General features: G+C 74.1%; 23 protein-coding genes. 18 read left to right on the top strand and 5 right to left on the bottom strand.

The genetic code is table 11. From position 1 onward, the window contains the following. Positions 1 to 244 precede the first annotated feature (244 nt). The 3 genes from E4P43_RS20150 to E4P43_RS05315 all read left to right on the top strand — a co-directional run bounded on the left by E4P43_RS20150 (position 245) and on the right by E4P43_RS05315 (position 4,255). Entirely contained in the window at positions 245 to 2,164 is a 1,920-nt protein-coding gene (locus tag E4P43_RS20150) for a M23 family metallopeptidase (RefSeq protein WP_245158941.1), read from the top strand. A 95-nt stretch (positions 2,165 to 2,259) separates the two neighbouring features. Further along, the gene (locus E4P43_RS05320) at positions 2,260 to 3,177 is read left to right on the top strand and encodes a cation diffusion facilitator family transporter (protein WP_135144371.1); all 918 of its coding nucleotides are present in this window, start codon (positions 2,260 to 2,262) and stop codon (positions 3,175 to 3,177) included. 121 nt (positions 3,178 to 3,298) lie between these two features. Next, on the top strand, positions 3,299 to 4,255 hold the full coding sequence (locus E4P43_RS05315) for a cytochrome c oxidase assembly protein (protein WP_245158940.1): 957 nt from the start codon (positions 3,299 to 3,301) through the stop codon (positions 4,253 to 4,255). 59 nt (positions 4,256 to 4,314) lie between these two features. Here E4P43_RS05315 and E4P43_RS05310 read toward each other — a convergent pair whose 3' ends face one another. Continuing rightward, positions 4,315 to 5,907, bottom strand: a complete 1,593-nt coding sequence (locus E4P43_RS05310; protein ID WP_245158939.1) for an MFS transporter — start codon at positions 5,905 to 5,907, stop codon at positions 4,315 to 4,317. Between the two features lie 80 nt (positions 5,908 to 5,987). Between E4P43_RS05310 and E4P43_RS05305 the strand changes: the two genes are divergently transcribed. The 4 genes from E4P43_RS05305 to serB all read left to right on the top strand — a co-directional run bounded on the left by E4P43_RS05305 (position 5,988) and on the right by serB (position 10,579). Further along, the gene (locus E4P43_RS05305; RefSeq protein ID WP_135144370.1) at positions 5,988 to 6,494 is read left to right on the top strand and encodes a YfcE family phosphodiesterase; all 507 of its coding nucleotides are present in this window, start codon (positions 5,988 to 5,990) and stop codon (positions 6,492 to 6,494) included. After that, positions 6,491 to 7,351, top strand: a complete 861-nt coding sequence (locus tag E4P43_RS05300; protein WP_245158938.1) for a putative RNA methyltransferase — start codon at positions 6,491 to 6,493, stop codon at positions 7,349 to 7,351. Before E4P43_RS05305 ends, E4P43_RS05300 begins: the two co-directional genes overlap by 4 nt. Before the next feature lie 64 nt (positions 7,352 to 7,415). After that, entirely contained in the window at positions 7,416 to 9,173 is a 1,758-nt protein-coding gene (gene ctaD / locus E4P43_RS05295) for a cytochrome c oxidase subunit I (protein WP_135144369.1), read from the top strand. 131 nt (positions 9,174 to 9,304) lie between these two features. Continuing rightward, positions 9,305 to 10,579, top strand: coding sequence for a phosphoserine phosphatase SerB (gene serB, locus E4P43_RS05290; RefSeq protein WP_135144368.1), 1,275 nt, complete (start codon positions 9,305 to 9,307; stop codon positions 10,577 to 10,579). Here serB and E4P43_RS05285 read toward each other — a convergent pair. From E4P43_RS05285 to E4P43_RS05275, 3 genes are read right to left on the bottom strand one after another with little or no spacing between them, the layout of a single operon-like run. Continuing rightward, a complete protein-coding gene (locus E4P43_RS05285) occupies positions 10,560 to 10,922 on the bottom strand; it encodes a hypothetical protein (protein WP_135144367.1) in 363 nt (120 codons plus the stop codon). The genes serB and E4P43_RS05285 overlap by 20 nt on opposite strands. Further along, a complete protein-coding gene (locus E4P43_RS05280; RefSeq protein ID WP_135144366.1) occupies positions 10,919 to 11,485 on the bottom strand; it encodes an isochorismatase family protein in 567 nt (188 codons plus the stop codon). Before E4P43_RS05280 ends, E4P43_RS05285 begins: the two co-directional genes overlap by 4 nt. A gap of 17 nt (positions 11,486 to 11,502) precedes the next feature. After that, positions 11,503 to 12,786, bottom strand: coding sequence for a nicotinate phosphoribosyltransferase (locus tag E4P43_RS05275; protein ID WP_135144365.1), 1,284 nt, complete (start codon positions 12,784 to 12,786; stop codon positions 11,503 to 11,505). A gap of 59 nt (positions 12,787 to 12,845) precedes the next feature. On the opposite strand from E4P43_RS05275, the gene clpS reads away from it, so the two are divergent. Together clpS and E4P43_RS05265 are read left to right on the top strand one after the other, a co-directional pair. Next, positions 12,846 to 13,142 carry an ATP-dependent Clp protease adapter ClpS gene (gene clpS / locus E4P43_RS05270; RefSeq protein WP_135144364.1) on the top strand — a complete coding sequence of 99 codons (297 nt, stop codon included), beginning with the start codon at positions 12,846 to 12,848 and terminating at the stop codon, positions 13,140 to 13,142. Further along, a complete protein-coding gene (locus E4P43_RS05265) occupies positions 13,139 to 13,636 on the top strand; it encodes a DUF2017 family protein (RefSeq protein ID WP_135144363.1) in 498 nt (165 codons plus the stop codon). The genes clpS and E4P43_RS05265 overlap by 4 nt, the downstream gene beginning before the upstream one ends. On the opposite strand, the gene E4P43_RS05260 is transcribed toward E4P43_RS05265, so the two are convergent. Next, positions 13,575 to 13,928 carry a hypothetical protein gene (locus E4P43_RS05260; protein WP_135144362.1) on the bottom strand — a complete coding sequence of 118 codons (354 nt, stop codon included), beginning with the start codon at positions 13,926 to 13,928 and terminating at the stop codon, positions 13,575 to 13,577. The genes E4P43_RS05265 and E4P43_RS05260 overlap by 62 nt on opposite strands. 101 nt (positions 13,929 to 14,029) lie before the next feature. On the opposite strand from E4P43_RS05260, the gene E4P43_RS05255 reads away from it, so the two are divergent. The 9 genes from E4P43_RS05255 to E4P43_RS05215 all read left to right on the top strand — a co-directional run bounded on the left by E4P43_RS05255 (position 14,030) and on the right by E4P43_RS05215 (position 20,861). Beyond that, positions 14,030 to 14,515, top strand: coding sequence for a M67 family metallopeptidase (locus tag E4P43_RS05255; protein ID WP_135144361.1), 486 nt, complete (start codon positions 14,030 to 14,032; stop codon positions 14,513 to 14,515). A gap of 123 nt (positions 14,516 to 14,638) precedes the next feature. Next, positions 14,639 to 14,917, top strand: a complete 279-nt coding sequence (locus tag E4P43_RS05250) for a MoaD/ThiS family protein (RefSeq protein ID WP_104528681.1) — start codon at positions 14,639 to 14,641, stop codon at positions 14,915 to 14,917. Positions 14,918 to 14,964: 47 nt separating this feature from the next. Next, positions 14,965 to 15,915: a cysteine synthase gene (locus E4P43_RS05245; RefSeq protein WP_135144360.1), complete on the top strand. Its 951-nt coding sequence runs from the start codon at positions 14,965 to 14,967 to the stop codon at positions 15,913 to 15,915. A 99-nt stretch (positions 15,916 to 16,014) separates the two neighbouring features. Then, positions 16,015 to 16,839, top strand: coding sequence for a glutamate racemase (murI, locus tag E4P43_RS05240; RefSeq protein ID WP_135144359.1), 825 nt, complete (start codon positions 16,015 to 16,017; stop codon positions 16,837 to 16,839). Further along, complete coding sequence (locus E4P43_RS05235) at positions 16,836 to 17,579, top strand: MBL fold metallo-hydrolase (protein WP_135144358.1); 744 nt, start codon at positions 16,836 to 16,838, stop codon at positions 17,577 to 17,579. The genes murI and E4P43_RS05235 overlap by 4 nt, the downstream gene beginning before the upstream one ends. Before the next feature lie 50 nt (positions 17,580 to 17,629). After that, positions 17,630 to 18,583: an ATP-dependent DNA ligase gene (locus E4P43_RS05230; protein ID WP_209313738.1), complete on the top strand. Its 954-nt coding sequence runs from the start codon at positions 17,630 to 17,632 to the stop codon at positions 18,581 to 18,583. After that, on the top strand, positions 18,580 to 19,191 hold the full coding sequence (locus tag E4P43_RS05225; protein WP_135144356.1) for a DUF6461 domain-containing protein: 612 nt from the start codon (positions 18,580 to 18,582) through the stop codon (positions 19,189 to 19,191). Before E4P43_RS05230 ends, E4P43_RS05225 begins: the two co-directional genes overlap by 4 nt. 151 nt (positions 19,192 to 19,342) lie before the next feature. Beyond that, entirely contained in the window at positions 19,343 to 20,203 is an 861-nt protein-coding gene (locus tag E4P43_RS05220) for a dienelactone hydrolase family protein (RefSeq protein WP_135144355.1), read from the top strand. Between the two features lie 67 nt (positions 20,204 to 20,270). After that, positions 20,271 to 20,861 (top strand): QsdR family transcriptional regulator, encoded by a 591-nt coding sequence (locus E4P43_RS05215; RefSeq protein WP_135144354.1) that lies wholly within the window; start codon positions 20,271 to 20,273, stop codon positions 20,859 to 20,861. Positions 20,862 to 20,890 lie beyond the last annotated feature (29 nt).

Here is a 20,890-nt window from a genome sequence, read left to right as displayed (position 1 = left end):
CATCTACGGCGCGTCAGTCACGCTCCGTCGCGCCACATCGACGGACCGTCGAACCTTGAGCGTGATTCGTCGTGATCCACTTCACATAACTGCACGTGGATACCCCCTTTCTCAGATCACGAATCCATCACGGCGTGTTTACATGGGCCCCGCTCCTCTCCCCGGGAGCCGCTTGCAATGTCCGCCGACGGAAGTCAGGTGCATGAGTTCGCTCCACCACGACCGCCTCCTCGCAGGGGGTGCGGTGCCGGCCGACCAGGCCGTCGCAGCCCCTGCCCCGGCCCGCACGACGAGGACCTCGTCCCGCGGGTCCGGTGAGGGGAAGGCCGAGCCCACGGTTCCCGCGCAGCGCCAGGGGAAGGCGCCTGCAGGGACCCGTCGGACCACCGAGTCGACCACCCGGACCACCGCCGCGACGCGGGGCGCCAAGGCTGCGGCCGGCACCCTCGCCGCCGGCGCCAAGGCCGCCCGGACCGCGACGGCGAAGGCCGCCGGCTCCAAGGCCGTGACCGCCACCGCCGCCACGGCCAAGGTCGCCTCGGTGAAGGCGGCCTCCGCCACCGCCGCCGCGACCCGGAAGGCCGCCGCGGCCGCTCGGACCGCCGCGGCCGCCAAGCGGGCGCAGGCCCCGGCCGCCGCTGCCGAGGGGACGACGTCCGTGCGGACCCCGGCTGCGGCGAAGGCGACGACCGCGAAGGCGACGGCTGCGAAGCCGGCCGCTGCCAAGGCCACCGCTGCGAAGACCGCCGCCGCGAAGACCACCGCCGCGAAGACCACCGCTGCGAAGCCGGCTGCCGCCAAGGCGACCGCCGCCGCGAAGACCGCCGCTGCGAAGCCGGCTGCCGCCAAGGCGACCACCGCGAAGACCACCGCTGCGAAGCCGGCTGCCGCCAAGACCGCCGCTGCGAAGCCGGCCGCTGCGAAGACCACTGCCGCCAAGGCGACCGTTGCCGAGGCGACCGTTGCGGAGGCGACCGTTGCGGAGGCGACCGTTGCGGAGACCGCGCCGGTCGTCGCCCCGGTGGTCGTCCGCGCGCCGCTGACGGTCAAGGCCCCGCCGGCCGGGAGCCGCGGCCGGCACCGGGCCGAGCCCACCACCGCCGCCCGGATCGCCGCGGCGCGCACCGTCGTGGTGAAGGCCATCGCCGCCAAGGCCGCCGCCTCCGCCGAGCCGGCCGTGCAGCGGCCGACGCCCTACAAGCGCACCCCGGTGGCCGCCCGCGTGGCCGCCGCCCCGGTCGCCGACATCGCCGCGCTCGTCGACGCGCAGGTCTCGCCGCGCCCGGAGCTCGTGGTCGTCAAGGACGCCCCGGTCCAGCCCGCCGAGCAGCCGACCACCCCGGTCTCGGTCGAGGCGCCTGCCGCCGCGACCACGGTCGCGGTCCCGACCGGTGACCCGGCCGGCTTCGTCGCGGCACTGGCCCGGGGCCGCCGCGGCGTGCTCACCCGGCGCCCGCCCTCGGCGCGCCGTCGCCCCTCGCTGTACCTCGCCGCCGCGCTCGTGGGCGCGCTGAGCATCAGCGGTGCCGCCGCCGGCGAGCCCACCGAGGTCGAGACCACGACTGTCAGCCACTCGGTGAGCGTCGCCGAGCAGCTGGGCATCGAGGCCGCGCCCCCGACCACCGAGCTCGCGAACGTCGAGGCGGCGACCCGGCTCCAGGGCCTGGTCGCCAGCCGCACGGCCCGCGACACCGAGCGCGCGGCCGCGGCCGACGCCCAGGCCGAGGCCGACCGGCTGGCCGTGGAGGCGGCGGCCGAGGCCGCCCGCCCGGACGCCGTCCTCCCCGTCGAGGGTGCCCGCCTCACCAGCGGCTTCGGTGCCCGCTGGGGGACGCTGCACGCCGGCATCGACCTGGCCGCGCCCATGCGCACGCCCGAGTACGCGGTCATGGACGGCGTCGTGCTCGAGGCCGGCCCCGCCAGCGGCTTCGGCCTGGCCGTCTACATCCAGCACGACAACGGTGACGTGACCGTCTACGGCCACATGGACGAGATCCTGGTCGAGGCCGGCCAGATCGTCCGCGCGGGCGACACCATCGCGCTGCTGGGCAACCGAGGGCAGTCGACGGGCCCGCACCTGCACTTCGAGGTGCACGTCGGCGGGCTCAACGGCTCGAAGGTGGACCCGCTGCCCTGGCTCCGCGAGCGCGGCGTCCAGATCTGACCCCCCGCACCGTCACCACGACGCCCTCGACCGGCACCCGGTCGAGGGCGTCGTGCGTGGGGGAGACTCGGGTGTCCGTCCGGGAGGAGCGATCGATGGGGCACGGCCACGCGCACGGGCCGGTCACGGCCTCCGGGCCGCCGCGGCGGCGGCTCGCCGTCGTGCTGGTGCTCACCCTCGGGGTGCTCGCGGCGGAGGTCGTGGGCGCCGTCGTCTCCGGCTCCCTGGCCCTGCTCGCCGACGCCGGCCACATGGCCACCGACGCGGCCGGCATCGCCCTCGCGCTCGGCGCGGTGACGCTCGCCCAGCGGCCTGCCCGAGGGCGGCGCACGTTCGGCTGGCAGCGGGCGGAGATCCTCGCCGCCGTCGCCAACGGCCTCCTGCTGCTCGGGGTGGCCGGCTACGTCGTCGTGGAGGCGGTGCGCCGGGTCGGGCACCCGCCCGACGTCGCCTCCGGGCCGATGCTGGCCATCGCCCTCGTCGGCCTGGTCGTGAACCTGGTCGGGCTGGCGGTGCTGCACCGGGGGCGCGACCGGTCCCTCGCCGTCCGTGGCGCCTACCTGGAGGTGCTCGCCGACGCGCTCGGCTCGGTGGCGGTCGTCGTCGCCGCCGTCGTCATCGCCACGACCGGGTGGACACCCGCGGACACGGTGGCCTCGCTGGCCATCGGGTGCCTCGTGGTGCCCCGTGCCTGGCACCTGCTCCGCGAGGCCCTCGACGTGCTGCTGGAGGCGGCCCCGCGCGACGTCGACATGGCCCAGGTGCGGGCGCACATCCTCGGGGTGGACGGCGTGCTGGACGTGCACGACCTGCACGCGTGGACGATCACCTCGGGCCTGCCGGTCCTGTCCGCGCACGTCGTCGTGTCCGACGCGGTGCTCGCCGACGGCCACGGCGGCCGCGTGCTCGACGCCCTCTGCGCCTGCCTGGGCGACCACTTCGACGTCGAGCACTGCACCTTCCAGCTCGAGGCCGAGGCGCACGCCGGGCACGAGGCGCCCGTCCACGACTGAAGAAGGACCCCCTCCTCCCCACCCTTCGCAGGCTCAGGGTGGGTCCCTGGAGGGGGCCGTTCCAGCACGTCACGACGTGGGACAGTGGAGCCGGAGGAACGTCCGGTGGGAGGAGATCGCGGTGGAGCACGGGCACCACTCGGGGATGTGGGTCCCGGCGGACCCGCCTACGCCGGGACGGCTGTTCCTGCCCCACCTCGACGCCTGGTCGGTCCTGGCCGTGCTGAGCATCGTCGGTGTCGTCGTCTACCTGGCGGCGGTCGCCCGGCTGCGCCGCTCCGGGGTGGCGTGGCCGTGGTGGCGGAGCCTGGCCTGGGTCGCGGGCTGCGCCTCCCTGTTCGCCGTCACCGGCACCTGGTTCAACGGCTACAGCATGGTGATCTTCAGCGTGCACATGGCGCAGCACATGGTGCTGTCGCTGATCACGCCGCTGCTCCTGCTGCTCGCGGCGCCGGTGACGCTGGCGCTGCGCACGCTGCCCCGCGGGCACGGCGCGGCCGGGACCCCGCGCGCGCTGCTCCTGGGCGGCCTGCACAGCCGGTTGGCCAGGTTCGTCGCGCACCCGCTGTTCAGCGTGCCGCTGTTCATCGTCAGCCTCTACGGCGTCTACTTCACGCCGCTGTTCGACGCGCTGATGCAGAACCCGGCCGGGCACCAGTTCATGCTCGCCCACTTCGTCGTCACCGGGCTGCTGTTCTTCGGCCCGATCGTCGCCCAGGACCCGTGGCCGCGGACGCTGAGCCACCCGGGCCGGATGATCGAGCTCTTCCTGCCGGTGCCGTTCCACGCCTTCTTCGGCGTCGCGATCATGATGGCCGGCTCGCTGGTGGTCGACAGCTTCGCCGAGCCGCCGGCCGGCTGGGGCGTCGACCCGCTGGGCGACCAGGGGATCGCGGGCGGCATCGTCTGGGCGTTCGGCGAGCTGCCGACGGTGCTGGTGCTCGCCGTCGTCTTCTTCTCGTGGGTGGGCTCGGACGAGCGCCGGGCGCGGGCCCTGGACCGCGCCGCCGACCGCAGCGGGGACGCCGAGCTCGCCGCCTACAACGCCCGGCTGAAGGCCCTGGCCGAACGGGGCTGAGGAACGGCCCCGCCGCCTCGCACGCTCGGCGCGGGGTCAGCGGGGCCGTTCCGGCGCCGCTAGCCGACGTGGACGACGGCGTCGCCGGCAGGCAGGTCGTCCTTGGTCGCCTTGATCAGGAAGGCCGAGACCAGCGCGCCGGCCACCAGCAGCACCGAGGCCCAGGTGAAGGCGGTGGTGTACCCCTCGACCTGCGCCGTGAGGCCCACGGCCGGGTCCTGCGGGCTGGCCCCCGAGGTGAGGGCGTCGGCGGTGTAGCTGCTGATCGCCGCCACCGACAGCGAGGCCAGGACGGCCGTGCCGATGGACGCGCCGACCTGCTGGGTGGCGTTCAGCATCGCGCTGGCCGCGCCGGCGTCGTGCACGCCGGCACCGACCAGGGCCAGGTTCGACAGCGGCACGAACGTGAACCCGAGGCCGAGGCCCAGCAGGACCTGGCCCGGGAAGGGCAGCTGCCAGAAGCCGGTGTCCACGCCGACGAACGACAGGGTGAACAGGCCGCCCGCGGCCAGGATGCCGCCGAGCACCATGAGCGGCTTGGGGCCGACCCGCGGCAGCAGGGCGCTCGACGTGCCGGCCGAGATGAAGACGCCGAGCGTCACCGGCAGCGACGCGAGGCCGGCCTCGACCGGCTCGTAGCCCAGCACCTGCTGGAAGTACAGGCTCAGGAAGAAGAAGGCACCGATGAGCCCGGCGCCCACGAGCGTCGAGGTGAGGTAGGCGCCGCCGCGGTTGCGGTCGAGCACGATCCGCATGGGGAGCAGCGGGTTCCGGGTGCGCATCTCGACCACCACGAACAGCGCGACGAGCACGAGGCCGGCCACGATGAACAGCCAGGCCGGTCCGTCGGTCCAGCCGCTCTCAGGGCTGACCAGCTGGGTCGAGCCCTGCGCGGCGGCCCGGGCGTTGGCCTCCGCGGCCTCGATCGAGTTGGTCTGCGAGGCCTCGGCGACGCGGGTGAAGCCGTAGACGATCGACGCCAGGCCGAGGGTCACCAGGACGGCGCCGGGGATGTCGTACCGCGTGTCACCGGGGGCCTTGCTCTCGGGCACGATCGGGATGGCGAGCACGATGGCCAGCAGGGCGACCGGCAGGTTCACCCAGAAGCACCAGCGCCAGTCGGCGTACTCGGTCAGCACACCGCCGAGCAGCAGGCCGATGGCCGAGCCGCCGCCGGCGATCGCGCCGTAGACGCCGAAGGCCTTGGCGCGCTCCTTGGGGTCGGTGAACAGCACGGTGAGCAGCGCCAGCGAGGCCGGGGCCAGCAGCGCGCCGAACACGCCCTGCAGGGCGCGGGCGCCGAAGAGCATGGCCTCGTTCTGGGCGATGCCGCCGAGCGCCGAGGCGAGGGCGAAACCGGCGGCGCCGACCAGGTAGGTCCGCTTGCGGCCCCAGAAGTCGGCGATGCGGCCGCCGAGGAGCAGGAAGCCGCCGAAGGTCAGGGTGTAGGCGGTGACGATCCACTGCTGGCTGGCCGAGCTGATGCCCAGGTCCTCGGTCACCGCGGGCAGCGCGATGTTGACGATGGTGGCGTCGAGGATGACCAGCAGGACGGTCATGGCGATGACGCCGAGAGCGAGCCAGCGGCGCTCGTACGGCTCGTCGGTGCCGGCGCCGTCCGGCGCGGCGGGGGTGGTCTGGGGCTGGGTCACGTCGAAAGTCCTCGAGGTCGTGCGGGGAGCGGCCGGGTCGCCGGCCGTCGGCGACGGTAACCGCCTGCGACCATGACGTCGTGCCTGTTTCGCTGGTGTTCACCTCCGACACGCACGTCCCCAAGCGCGCCCGTGACCTACCTCATCACCTGTGGAGTGACATCGACGCCGCGGACGTCGTCGTGCACGCCGGTGACTGGGTCGACCTGGCGCTGCTGGACGAGTTCGAGCGGCGGGCCACGAGGCTGGTCGCGGTGCACGGCAACAACGACCACGGGGACTTTCGCCGGCGGCTGCCGGAGGTCGCCCGGTTCGAGGTGGAGGGGCTGCGCTTCGCCGTCGTCCACGAGACGGGTGACGCCAAGGGGCGCGAGGCGCGCTGCTCCGCCCGGTTCCCCGACGTCGACGTGCTGGTGTTCGGCCACAGCCACATCCCGTGGGACACCACGGCGCCCTCCGGGCTGCGTCTCCTGAACCCGGGCTCGCCCACCGACCGCCGGCGGCAGCCGCACGGCACGTACGTCACCGCGGTCGCCGACTCGGGGGAGCTGCGGGACGTGACCTTCCACCCCGTGCCGCCCCGGTGACCGGCCCGACCCTGGACGCGCGTGCCGTCGCGCTGCTGTCCTGCCCGGTCTGCCGCGCCCCGTTCGCCGTCGTCGACGGCGGTGCGGGTCTGGCGTGCGCGTCGGGGCACCGGGTGGACCGGGCCCGGCAGGGGCACCTGACGCTCCTCCCGGCCGGCCGCCGGCCGCCGACGGGGGACTCGGCCGAGATGGTCGCCGACCGGGTGGCGTTCCTCTCCGCCGGCCACTACGACCCCCTGACGGCGGCGCTGCGGGACGCGGTGGCCGGCGACGGCCCGGCGCCGCAGACGCTGGTCGACCTCGGCGGCGGGACGGGGCACCACCTCGCGGCGCTGCTCGACGCGCTGCCCGACGCGGTCGGGCTGGTGCTCGACGCCTCGCGCTACGCCGCGCGGCGCGCGGCCCGGGCGCACCCCCGCGCCGTCGCCGTCGTCGCGGACGCCTGGTCCCGGCTGCCCCTGCTCGACGAGGTGGCCGACCGGGTGCTGGTCGTGTTCGCCCCGCGCAACGGGGCGGAGATCGCCCGGGTGCTGCGCCCCGGCGGACGGCTGGTCGTCGCGACACCGGCCCCGGACCACCTCGCCGAGGTCGTCGGGCCGCTCGGGCTGCTCCGGGTCGACCCCGACAAGGCCGAGCGCCTGGCCGCCACGCTGGGGCCCCACCTGCAGCCGGTCCGGTCGACCGCGCACCGGTGGACGGCCTCCCTGGACCGCTCCGCCGTCGCCACCCTGGTGGGCATGGGGCCGCACGCCCGGCACCTCCCGGCGGGCGCGCTGGCGGCGTCGCTGGAACGGTTCCCGGCGCGGTTGGAGGTCACCGTGTCGGTGGACGTGGCCACCTACGCGCCGGCCGGATGACCCGCGCGGCGCGCCCGCCCCGCCCGTCCTGAGCGCTCGGCCGGCACGGTCTAAGCTGCGAGCCGTGACGATTGCACCGGCGCCCATCGTGAGTCGGCCCAGCCCGGCTCACGTGGTCGAGAAGGGCTCGCGGCTCTCGAACCTGCTGCGGACCACCGACCACAAGACCATCGGTCTGATGTACCTGACCACCTCGTTCGCGTACTTCATCGCGGGCGGGCTGATGGCCATGCTGATCCGCGGTGAGCTGGGGCGTCCGGGCCTGCAGCTGCTCTCCCCGGAGCAGTACAACCAGCTCGTGACCATGCACGGCACGGTCATGCTGCTGATGTTCGCGACGCCGCTGTTCTTCGCGTTCGCGAACCTGATCATGCCGCTGCAGATCGGTGCGCCGGACGTCGCGTTCCCGCGGCTGAACGCCTTCTCCTTCTGGCTGTTCTTCTTCGGCAGCCTGATCGCGGTCTCGGGCTTCATCACCCCCGGTGGCGCCGCCGACTTCGGCTGGTACGCCTACGCGCCGCTGTCCGACGCGGTGCACAGCCCCGGTGCGGGCGCCAACCTGTGGTTCGCCGGCCTGGCCGTCTCGGGTCTGGGCACGATCCTCGGCGGCGTCAACTTCATCGCCACGATCGTCTGCCTCCGCGCGCCGGGCATGACGCTGTTCCGGATGCCGATCTTCACCTGGAACGCGCTGGTCACCAGCGTGCTGATCCTCTTCGCGTTCCCGATCCTGACCGCCGCGATCATGGGCATGCTGGCCGACCGTCACCTCGGTGCGCTGATCTACTCGGACGAGAACGGTGGTCCGATGCTGTGGCAGCACCTGTTCTGGTTCTTCGGCCACCCCGAGGTCTACATCATCGCGCTGCCGTTCTTCGGCATCGTCACCGAGATCATCCCGGTCTTCGCCCGGAAGCCCCTGTTCGGCTACAAGGGCATGGTCTTCGCGACCCTGTCGATCGCCGCCCTCTCGGTCGCCGTGTGGGCCCACCACATGTTCGCCACCGGCGCGGTCCTGCTGCCGTTCTTCGCCTTCCTGACCTACCTGATCGCGGTGCCGACCGGCATCAAGTTCTTCAACTGGATCGGCACCATGTGGCGGGGTCAGATGACCTTCGAGACGCCCATGCTGTTCTCGATCGGCTTCCTGGTGACCTTCCTCCTGGGTGGCCTCACCGGTGTGCTCCTGGCCAGCCCGCCGCTGGACTTCCACGTCAACGACAGCTACTTCGTCGTGGCGCACTTCCACTACGTGGTCTTCGGCACCGTCGTGTTCGCCGCCTACGCCGGCGTCTACTTCTGGTTCCCGAAGATGTGCGGCCGGATGATGGACGAGCGCCTGGGCAAGCTCCAGTTCTGGCTGACCTTCATCGGCTTCCACGGCACGTTCCTCATCCAGCACTGGCTGGGTGCCGAGGGCATGCCCCGCCGGTACGTGGACTACGTGGCCACGGACGGCTTCACGACGATGCACACCATCTCGACGATCTTCTCGTTCGTGCTGGGTGCGGCCACGGTGCCGTTCGTCTACAACGTGGTGAAGTCCTGGAAGTACGGGAAGCTCGCGCTGCGCGACGACCCGTGGGGCCACGGCAACTCGCTGGAGTGGGCGACGTCCTCGCCGCCGCCGCGGCACAACTTCGTCGAGATCCCGAAGATCCGTTCGGAGCGCCCGGCGTTCGAGGCCCACTACCCGCACCTGCTGCAGCGCCTGCAGGACGAGGCGCACGTCGGCAAGCGGCACAAGCCCTACGCCGGGGTCAGCGAGCTCGGCGGCACCGCCGGCCCGCGTCAGGGCCCGAACGACCCCGACCCGACCTGACCCAGGTCGAACAGCTCGTCGCGACGCCCCGTCGGCCATCGGCCGGCGGGGCGTCCGCCGTTCCCGGGCCGGGTCCCGCCGCCCACGGGGGCAGGGGAGGGGTCCCGACGGCGGTGCGGCACGATGGCGCCGTGCCGCTCGACCCCACGCCCCGCCAGCTGCCGGACGCCCGCACGACGTCGGTCCGGGCGCTCCTGACCGTCACCGGGGCGGACCGCCCGGGGGTCACCGCGCACCTCTTCGGCGCGCTCTCGGCGGGCGAGGGGCCGGCGGTGGAGGTGCTCGACATCGAGCAGGTGGTCGTGCACGGGCAGCTGGTGCTGGGCGTCGTCGTCGGTGCCCTCGCGGACGCCGACCGCCCGCTGGGCGAGGCCGAGCTGCTCGAGCACCTGCGGACGCTGGCCCGGGGCGTCGAGGCCGCCGTCGGCGTCCAGGTGGACGTCGAGTCCGCCAGCGGCCCGGACGCGCCGGTCCCCGCCGGCCGCCCGCACCACGTGATCGTGCTCGGCCGGCCGGTCCCCCCGGAGGCGGTGGCCGGGGCGGCCCGGGCGGTCGCCGGGATCGGCGGCAACATCGACGCCATCCGCCGGCTGTCGGACTACCCCGTCACCAGCTTCGAGCTCACCGTCTCCGGTGCCGAGGCGACGGCGCTGCGCACCGCGCTGGCCTCGGTGGCGGCGACGACGGGCGCCGACATCGCCGTGGAGCAGGTGGGCCTGGCCCGGCGCAGCAAGCGGCTGATCGTCCTCGACGTCGACTCCACGCTGGTGCGCGGCGAGGTCATCGACGAGCTGGCCGCGCGGGCCGGCCGGGCCGCCGAGGTCGCCCGGATCACCGCGGCGGCCATGAACGGGGAGTTGGACTTCGCCGAGTCCCTGCGGGCCCGCGTCGGCGTCCTCGCGGGGCTGCCGGAGGAGGTGCTCGACGAGGTGCGCGAGCACCTGGTGCTCACCCCGGGCGCCCGCACCCTGATCCGCACCCTGCAGCGGCTCGGGTTCCGCTGCGGGATCGTCAGCGGCGGCTTCACCCAGATCACCGACCCGCTCGCCGAGAGCCTGGGCCTGGACTTCGCGGCGGCCAACACGCTGGAGGTCGTCGACGGCCGGCTCACCGGCGGCCTGGTGGGGGAGATCGTCGACCGGCCCGGCAAGGCGCGGGCGCTGGAGCGGTTCGCCGAGCAGTACGGCATCCCGCTGGACCAGACGGTCGCGGTCGGCGACGGCGCCAACGACCTCGACATGCTCAACACGGCCGGTCTGGGCATCGCGTTCAACGCCAAGCCCTTCGTGCGGGAGCAGGCGCACACGGCGCTCAACCAGCCCTACCTGGACGCCGTCCTGCAGGTCCTCGGGTTCACGCGGGACGAGGTCCTCGACGCCGTGCCCGTCACCGGCCCCGCGAGCTGAGCCGCTGGTCGGCCTCCCACAGGGCCACGAGCAGCTCGTCGGTGAGCACGTAGCCGGGGTCCAGGCCGTACGACAGGTACGACCCGAGCGCGGCGAGGCCCACGAACGGCAGCAGGTACAGGACGGCCCCGCGCTCGAGCCCCGCGGCCCCCAGGACGACGGCGCCGGCGACGCCGAGGACGACCCCGGCCCACATCAGCGCCCGGCCGAGCCGGGGAGCCGGCCCGCGGAAGATCTCGTGGCCCACCGCAGCGTGCAGCTTCCGGCCGTGGCGACCGCTCAGCGACCGGTACCAGGTCTCCAGCCGGGCACGCTCCTGCGGGTCGAGCTGCGGAGCGCTCACGGCCGGAGGACCGAGCCCTCCAGCTCCACGCCGGCGGTGCGCAGCTGCTCCAGGGCGGCCTCGACGGTGCCCTCGGCGACCCCGGCGGTGAGGGGCAGCAGGACCCGGGTCGCGAACCCCGCGGCGACGGCGTCGAGCGCGGTGGCCCGCACGCAGTGGTCGGTCGCGATGCCGACGACGTCGACGGCGTCCACGCCGCGCTCCCGGAGCCAGTCGGCCAGCCCGGTGCCGCCGGCCGCGCCCTCGAAGCCGGAGTAGGCGGCGGCGTACTCGCCCTTGTCGAACACCGCCTCGATCGGCCCGCGGTCCAGCGCCGGGTGCAGCTCCACCCCGCCGGTGCCGACGACGCAGTGCGCGGGCCACGTCTCGACGAAGTCGGGGGAGTCGGCGAAGTGGTGGCCGGGGTCCACGTGGTGGTCCCGGGTGGCGACGACGTGGTCGTAGCCCGCCGTCCGGACGTGCTCGGTGACGGCGGCGGCCACCGCGGCCCCACCGGCGACGGCGAGGCTGCCGCCCTCGCAGAAGTCGTTCTGCACGTCGACGACGACCAGTGCGCGGGTCATCGGTCCTCCTCCGGGGGTCAGGCGGTCAGGGTCTCGAGCGCGGGCTCGCCACGGGAGAGCGCCCAGCCCTCGGCCGGCAGCGCCTCCCGTACCCGCGCGTGGTGCTCCCGCGCCCGGCGCAGGGCGTCGGCGGGGGTGACGTCGTCGCACGGCTGCCCGCCGCGCACGAGGGGGACCAGGAGGTCGCGGTCGCCGTCCCGGGGCCGGACCGGCGCGCTGCTGACCACCTCGGCGGTCGCGGTGCCGTCGGCGCCGTGCCGGCGCACCGCGTGCTTCCGGCCGCCGACGGAGTTCTTGCCCTCGGACCGCTTCGCGACCGGGACGCCGTCGCGCTCGACCAGCTTGTAGACCATGCCGGCCGTCGGCGCCCCGGAGCCGGTGACCAGCGAGGTGCCGACCCCGTAGCCGTCGACCGGGGCCGCCATGAGACCGGCGATGGCGTACTCGTCGAGGTCGCTGGTGACGATCACCCGCGTCGTCGTGGCGCCGAGCTCGTCGAGGAGCTGGCGGGCCCGCGTGGCGAGCGTGGGCAGGTCGCCGGAGTCCAGCCGGATGCCGCCCAGCTCGGGCCCGGCCACCTCGACGGCGGTGCGGATGCCCTGCTCGACGTCGTAGGTGTCCACGAGCAGCGTCGTGCCGACCCCCAGGGCCTCCACCTGCGCCCGGAAGGCCGACCGCTCGTCGTCGTGCAGCAGCGTGAACGCGTGCGCGCTGGTGCCGGTGGTCGGGACCCCGTAGCGCCGGCCCGCCTCGAGGTTGGAGCTGGCGGTGAAGCCGACCAGGTGCGCGGCCCGGGCGGCGGCGACGGCGGCCTCCTCGTGGGTGCGGCGGGAGCCCATCTCGATGCAGGGGCGCTCGCAGGCCGCGGCGACCATGCGGGCCGCGGCGGAGGCGATCGCCGAGTCGTGGTTGAGGATCGACAGCGCGAGGGTCTCCAGCAGCACGCCCTCGGCGAAGGACGCGCGCACGGTGAGCACCGGGGAGCCGGGGAAGTAGAGGTCGCCCTCGGCGTAGCCGTCGATGTCGCCGGAGAAGCGGAACCCGGCCAGCCAGTCCAGCAGCCGCTCGTCGCTGAGCCCCTGCTCCCGCAGCGTCGCGAGCTCGTCGGTCCCGAAGCGGAAGCGGGGGAGGGCCTCCAGCAGCCGGCCGGTGCCGGCGAGGACGCCGTACCGGCGGCCGTGCGGCAGGCGGCGGGCGAACACCTCGAAGACGCAGTCGCGGTCGGCGGTGCCGTCGGCGAGGGCAGCGGCGAGCATGGTCAGCTCGTAGCGGTCGGTGAACAGCGCGGAAGCCGTCGGCATGGCACCGGAGCGTAGGCGGGCGGGCGCGCGGGGGCAGACCCGCGCTCTAAGGTGGACCCGTGGCCGGACCCCTCGCGCCGACACGGACGCCCGACACCACCGTCGAGGAGCACGGTGACCTGGACCGTCCGTGGGTGACCATCGTCTGGAACGACCCGGTCAACCTCATGAACTACGTGACCTTCGTGCTCCAGGAGCTGTTCGGCTACGACGAGGCCAAGGCGACCGAGCTCATGCTGCAGGTGCACCACGAGGGCAGGGCGATCGTGAGCTCCGGCCCCCGGGAGCGGATGGAGCACGACACCAGCCGGCTGCACGCCTACGGGCTGTGGGCCAGCTATCAGAAGGACTCATGAAGCCGTTCCGCGCCCGTGGCGGCCAGCTCGTCGCCCGGCTCGACCGGGCCGAGGCAGGCATCGTCGGCCTGCTCCTCGACCAGCTCGAGCAGCTCCTGGCCGCCGAGACCGACGACGTCGCCGGGGACCCGGTGCTGGAGCGGCTCTTCCCGCCGGGGCACCGCTCCGACCGCGCGATGGCCGACGACTACCGCGAGCTGACCGAGGAGTCGCTGCGCGGGGGCAAGGCCGACGACCTGGCCACGGTGCGGGCGACCCTCCCCGCCGAGGGCGGGGAGGTCCGGCTGGACGCGGAGCAGGCCGGCGCCTGGCTGCGCACGAGCAACGACCTCCGGCTCGCGCTCGGCACGCGGCTGGACATCACCGAGGACTCCGAGCCGCCGGAGGAGATCGTCGACGAGACCGACCACCAGCTGGCGGTCTACTACTGGCTCACCGCCGTGCAGGGCTCGCTCGTCGACGCGCTGGCCGCCGGTCGCGCCGGCCGAAGGTGAGCAGCACCGTCGCGGCCACGAGCACGTCCAGGCCGAACAGCACGTAGACCATGCCGTGCAGCTCGACGTCGACGACGATCGCGCCGACCGTGGACAGCAGCACCACGGCGGAGACGCTGACGAGCAGCAGCAGGAGCAGCACCCGGAGCACGACGATCACGACGACCGAGGCCCGGTCGCCGGGCTCGGCGGCGCTGTAGCCGCGGTGCCGGAACAGCCCGCGCCCGCCCAGCACGAGAGCCGGCAGCGCCAACAGCACGACACCGGCGACGAGCAGCGAGGGGACCAGCACGACGGCGACCGTATCCGATGGAGGGCCCCCTGCCGCCCGCCCCTCGCGGCCCCGGGACGGGACCCTGCAGGGGGCCGACGGCGCGCGCATAGACTGCCCCCGTGCTGCGCATCGCCCGCGCGACCTACGACGCCATCGTGGCCCACGCCCGGGAGGACCACCCGGACGAGGCCTGTGGCGTCGTCGCCGGCCCCGAGGGGACCAACCGTCCCGAGCGCGTCGTCCCGATGCTCAACGCGGCGCGGTCGCCGACGTTCTACGAGTTCGACACCGCGGACCTGCTGAGGCTGTACCGCGACCTCGACGACCGGGACGAGTGGGCCGTCGTCGTCTACCACTCGCACACCGCCACCGAGGCCTACCCGTCGCGGACCGACATCGGTTACGCCTCCGGCCCCGCCGCGGACCCGCGCACCCACTACGTCCTCGTCTCCACCCGGCACCACGGCCCGCGAACCGGCCTGGCCGACGACGAGGTCGAGTTCCGCAGCTACCGCATCGTCGACGGGGAGGTGTCGGAGGAGGAGGTCGAGATCGTCGAGACCCACCTGTTCGGGCACTCGCCGACGACCGTCGTCTACGACTGAGCGGGTGAACCACGCCGCCGTCCGGAATCGACGGCGGGCACCGGGCGTTGCCCGGTCCAGACGCACGACTGCTGCCTCTCGCGCAGCGCCCCCTGCATCCCACGTCCCGAGGAGAACCACGCCATGGCCATCGAGGTCCGGATCCCGACCATCCTGCGCACCCACACCGGCGGCAACAAGACCGTCGAGGGCAGCGGGGACACGCTGGCCGCGCTGATCGACGACCTCGACAGCAAGCACTCGGGCCTGAAGAACCGCCTCGTCACCGAGGAGGGCAAGCTGCACCGCTTCGTCAACGTCTACGTCAACGACGAGGACGTGCGCTTCACCGGCGCCCTGGACACCCAGGTCAAGGACGGCGACTCGGTCACGATCCTCCCGGCGGTCGCGGGCGGCTGCTGAGCGGCTCCCCGCTCCCACCTCCTCGTCCCCGTCCCGGAAGAGCTCCCATGGCCCGCTTCGCCTCCCTCGTCGACTCCCTCGGCGGCACCCCGCTGGTGGGGCTGCCGAACCTCTCGCCGACGCCCGAGGTGCGTCTGTGGGCCAAGCTCGAGGACCACAACCCGACCGGCTCCATCAAGGACCGCGCCGCGATCACGATGATCGAGGCCGCCGAGAAGGAGGGGCTGCTGCAGCCCGGGTCGACGATCCTCGAGCCGACCAGCGGCAACACCGGGATCTCGCTGGCCATGGTGGCCCGGCAGCGCGGCTACAAGCTGATCTGCGTCATGCCGGAGAACACCTCGATCGAGCGGCGGCAGCTGCTGGAGATGTACGGGGCGCGGATCATCAGCTCCCCGGCCGCCGGCGGCTCCAACCAGGCCGTCGCGATGGCCAAGGAGCTCGCCGCCCAGCACGACGACTGGGTGATGCTCTACCAGTACGGCAACCCGGGGAACGCGCTCGCGCACTACCAGGGGACGGCGCCGGAGATCCTCGCCGACCTGCCGTCGATCACGCACTTCGTCGCCGGGCTGGGGACGACGGGCACGCTCATGGGCTGTTCCCGCTACTTCCGCGAGCACAAGCCCGGTGTGCAGGTGATCGCGGCCGAGCCGCGCTACGGCGAGCTGGTCTACGGCCTGCGCAACATCGACGAGGGGTTCATCCCCGAGCTGTACGACGCCTCGCTGCTGGACTCGCGGTTCTCCGTGGGGCCGGACGACGCCATCCACCGCACCCGCCAGCTGGTGGAGCGCGAGGGCATCTTCGCCGGCATCTCGACCGGCGCGATCCTGCACGCGGCCCTGGGCATCGCCGACAAGGAGGTGGCGGCCGGACGCTCGGCCGACATCGTCTTCATCGTGTGCGACGGCGGCTGGAAGTACCTCTCCACCGGCGCCTACGCGGGCACGCTGGAGGAGGCGACCTCCGCGCTGGAGGGCCAGCTCTGGGCCTGAGAGGACCGACCTTCCCCCCACGGGTCGCGCGCTCGCCGCGGGGCCCTGGAGGGCGGCCGTCCCAGCACGTCACCAGTGCGGGCTAGCCTGACCGGCGACATGGGGACGCAGCCAGGAGCCGACGCGCCGATCGGCATCTTCGACTCGGGGGTCGGTGGGCTGACCGTCGCCCGGGCGGTGCTCGACCAGCTGCCCGGCGAGGCGGTCCGCTACATCGGTGACACCGCCAACGGGCCGTACGGCCCGCTGCCCATCGCCGAGGTGCGGCGGCACTCCCTCGCGGTCATGGACGACCTCGTCGCCGACGGCGTGAAGATGCTCGTGGTCGCCTGCAACTCCGCCAGCGCCGCCTCCCTCCGGGACGCCCGCGAGCGCTACGACGTGCCCGTCGTCGAGGTCGTGCTGCCCGCCGCGCGCCGGGCGATCTCGGCGACCCGCAACGGCCGGATCGGGGTCATCGGCACCCAGGCCACGGTCACCAGCGGTGCCTACGACGACGCCTTCGCCGCCGCCCCCGGCATCACGGTGACCTCCGCGGCCTGCCCGAGCTTCGTGGACTTCGTCGAGCGCGGCGTCACCAGCGGCCGGCAGCTCGTGGGGCTGGCGCAGTCCTACCTCGACCCGCTGCTGGCGGCCGGGGTCGACACCGTCGTCCTCGGCTGCACGCACTACCCGCTGCTGACCGGCGTCATCTCGCTGGTGATGGGGGAGGACGTCACACTGGTGTCCAGCGCCGAGGAGACCGCAAAGGACGTCTACCGGGTGCTCACGCGGGCCGACCTGCTCCGCGGCGAGGACGCGCCGCCGCCGCGGCACGCCTTCCTCGCCACCGGTGACCCCGAGCCGTTCGCCCGGCTGGGCCGCCGGTTCCTGGGCCCCGAGGTCGGCGCGGTCCTGCGCGCCGGGACGGTGGGCGCCGCTTGAGGCTGACCGTCATCGGCTGTTGCGGCAGCGGGCCCGGGCCGGACTCACCGGCCTCCAGCTACCTGGTCGAGCACGAGGGCTTCCGGCTGCTGCTGGACCTGGGCAGCGGCGCCTTCGGTGCCCTCCAGGGCCTGGTCGACCCCGGGTCGGTGGACGCGGTCTTCCTGTCCCACCTGCACGCCGACCACTGCCTCGACGTCGCCCCGTTCGTCGTCTGGCACCGGTACTCCAAGCGGTCCTCCGGCTCGCTCGTGCCGCTGTACGCGCCGGTCGGCGCCGAGCGGCGGCTGGCCCTGGCCTACGACATGGACGGCGAGGGGCTGACCGACGTCTTCGACTTCGTCCCGGTCGGGCCCGGCGCCCTGCAGATCGGCCCGTTCGAGGTGCAGCTGGCGCGCACGGCGCACCCCATCGAGTGCTACGCGATCCGGCTGACCGCCGGCGGCCGGTCGCTGGTCTACACCGGCGACACCGGCCCCAGCGAGCGGGTCGTGGAGCTGGCGCGGGGGGCCGACGTGCTGCTGGCCGAGGCCGCCCACCCGGACAACGACCGCGACCAGCCGCCCGGTCTGCACCTGACGGGCAGGCAGGCGGCCGAGCACGCGGCGGCGGCGGGCGTGGGGCGGCTGCTGCTCACCCACATCCCGGCCTGGGTCGACCACATCGGCCAGCTCTTCGCCGCCAGCTCGGTGTTCCCCGAGACCGAGCTGGTGCGTGCCAAGGCGGTCTACGACATCTGAACGGGTGGCCCCGGTTGCCCGGGGCGGGCCCGCCCGGCACGGTGAGCCGCGTGGACGAGGAACGCGACGGCGTCGCGCTGAGCAGCCTGGACGCGCCCCTGGGCGACGGCCTGGGGGTCCCGAAGCGCGCGCTGGTCGACCACTTCGACGCCGTGGCCGACCGGCTCGTCCCGCTGCTGGCCGGCCGGCCGCTGTCGGTGAAGCGGGTGCGCCCGGGGCAGGCGCCGTTCATGCAGCGCAACGTCAGCAAGGGCGCCCCGGACTGGGTCCGCACGGTGCCGGTGTGGTCCGAGGGCTCGCACCGGGAGATCCACCAGGTGCTCTGCGACGACCGGCGGACGCTGCTGTGGCTGGGCAACCAGCGCGCCGTCGAGCTGCACGTGCCGTTCCTGCGGGCCGGCTCGCACGAGCCGACGGGCCTGGTGCTCGACCTCGACCCGCCGGACGGGGCGGACTTCGCCGTCGTCGTGGCCACCGCACGGCTGGTCCGGCAGGCCCTGGAGGGCAGCGGGCTGTCCGGCGCGGTGAAGACGAGCGGCTCGAAGGGGCTGCACGTGGTCGTCCCGGTGCAGGGCTCGCCGGTGGAGGACGTCGCCGCCGCCACCCGTGCGCTGGCGGCGCGGACCGCGGCGCTGGGCCCGGAGCTGGCGACCACCGCCTACCTGCTGGAGGACCGCGGCGGCCGGGTCTTCGTGGACTCCACCCGCTCGGGCCAGGGGACGGTCGTGGCGGCCTACAGCCCGCGCATCCGCCCCGGGCTGCCGGTCTCGTTCCCCGTGGCCTGGGACGACCTCGACGACGTCCGGCCCGGGGACTTCACGGTGGCGACGGCGGCCGGGCTGCTGGGCGACCGCGACCCGTGGGCGGAGGCGCTCCCGGAGCCGCAGCCGCTGCCGGCGGAGCTGGTCGCCGAGGGGCACACCATCCCGGTGGCCCGGGTCCAGGCCATGCACGAGGGCAAGCGCCGCAAGCGGGCGGCGGCAGGCTCGGAGGAGGGCGCGTGAGCGGCTACGACTGGGTCGACATGGAGGCGTACACGATCACCATGCTCGAAGGCGGGTGGCTGGAGGAGGTCGCGCACCTCCTGCGGCTCGACCCGTCGACCGAGCGGATGCGGACCTTCGACGAGGCCGACGCGGAGGGCGGCCCCGACCACTTCCCGGTGCAGGTGGAGGAGCTCGAGGGCTGGCTCGTCGTCGTGGAGCCCAACGGCTTCCAGCTGGCCGACCGGGACCTGCTGGCCCGCCTGTCCCGTGGTGGCACGGCGGTCTCCTCCTTCCGCAACGTCAACGCCCACGCCGAGTTCCTCGTGGCGCGCCGGGGGGAGGTGGTCCGCGCCTTCGACCCGGTCGTGCCCGGCGACGAGGAGGGGGACCCGCTGCCGGAGGAGGAGGGCCTGGACTTCGCCGACGAGGACGCCGACCCCGATGCGCTCGCCTTCACGCTGATGGAGCGGCTGACCGGCGTCCGCATCGAGGAGTCGTGGCTGCTGGAGCGGCCCCGCCGGACCTGGCTGGCCCCGCACCCGCCGGTGGGCGCGCCGGAGGCGGACGGCGGCCGGTACTCCGCGCCGGACGCCCGGCGGACGCGATGGATGAGACAGATCTCGTAAGTGTTGCGGCACGGCGCGGTCCGGCGCTACGGTGCTCGCACATCGACGGTGACGCGCGTCACAGCCGGGCCCGGTGCGTCGGTGGATCCCCCCTCAGCAGCCGCAGTGCTCCGCGGCTCTCGCCGAAAGGTCCACCGTGCCCCTTCCTCGCATGATGTCGCGCACCCTCGCGGCCCTCACCCTCGCCGCGGCCACCGCCGTCGCCACGGCGGTCCCGGCCTCGGCCGACCCGTCCTGGTGGCGTGGTCCCGCACCCACCCAGGCCAGCATCACCGCCGAGCGCGGCCCCTTCGCCGTCAGCTCCACCTCGGTCTCGGACCTGGCCAGCCCGGGCTTCGGGTCCGCGACGATCTACTACCCGACGAGCACGACGTCGGGGACCTTCGGCGGCGTCGCGATCTCCCCGGGGTACACCGCCTCGGAGTCCACGATCGCCTGGCTCGGCCCGCGCATCGCCTCGCAGGGCTTCGTCGTCATCACGTTCAACACCAACTCCCGCTACGACCAGCCGTCCGCCCGTGGCGACCAGCTCCTCGCGGCGCTGGACTACCTGACCCGGACCAGCTCGGTCCGCTCACGGGTGGACGCCAACCGCCTCGCCGTCATGGGGCACTCGATGGGCGGTGGAGGGACGCTGGAGGCGGCCAAGGACCGGCCCTCGCTGCGGGCGGCGATCCCGCTGACCGGCTGGAACACCGACAAGACCTGGCCCGAGGTCACGACGCCGACGCTGGTGATCGGTGCCGAGAACGACAGCGTGGCGCCGGTCTCCAGCCACTCCATCCCGTTCTACAACAGCCTGACCAACGCGTCGGAGCGCGCCTACCTCGAGCTGAACAACGCCAGCCACTTCGCCCCGAACTCGCCGGACGACGACATCGCGTCGAGCTCGATCGCCTGGCTCAAGCGGTTCGTGGACGCCGACACCCGGTACACGCAGTTCCTCTGCCCGGGACCGAGCGTCTCCCTGCTCGGGGACATCTCGGACTACCGGGCCACCTGCCCCATGTGAGCCGGTGACCGAGGAGGGGCGGGTTCCGACCACGTCGGGGCCCGCCCCTTCGGCTTACCCTGCCCCGGTGACCGGCCCGCCCGACGACGTCGTCCGCTGCGCCGCGCAGACGCTGCTGGCCGGCCGCCGGCTGGACACCGGCACGCTGGCCGCCGAGCTCGGCATCTCCCGCGCGACGCTGTTCCGGCGAGCGGGCAACCGCGACGCGATCCTCGGCGAGGCGCTGTCCTCCCTGGGCCACCGCACCCTGCGGGCCATCGAGCGGCGGTACGACGAGCGGCGGGCCGACACCGCGTCCTCGGGCCGGCTCCGGTGCCTGGCGGTGAGCGAGGAGTTCCGCTACGCGCTGAGCACCGCCGTGCCGATCCGCCGGCTGCTGGACGAGGAGCCCTCGACGGCGATCCGGATCCTCACCGACCCGCAGGGGCGCGTGCAGCCCCGGGTCGTCGAGGCCTACACCGCGCTCTTCCAGCGGGACGTGGACGAGCACGGGTTCCAGCCGCAGGTGCCGGTCCCGCTGCTGGCGCTGGCCGTGGTGCGGCTCGGGGAGTCCTTCCTCTACTCCGACGTGCTGGCGGCCCGCGCCCCGGACCTGGAGGCGGCGACCACCGTCCTGGACGCCCTCGTGACCAGCGTCTTCCGGGTCGGGGGGAGCTGAGCGCGCCGTCCCCAGGGGTGCGCCGCGTC

It is taken from the genome of Blastococcus sp. TF02A-35 (assembly GCF_004571075.1).
Classification (GTDB): domain Bacteria; phylum Actinomycetota; class Actinomycetes; order Mycobacteriales; family Geodermatophilaceae; genus Blastococcus.
Note: the sequence above shows the minus strand (reverse complement) of the source record. Positions and strands in the feature narration are given on the sequence as shown.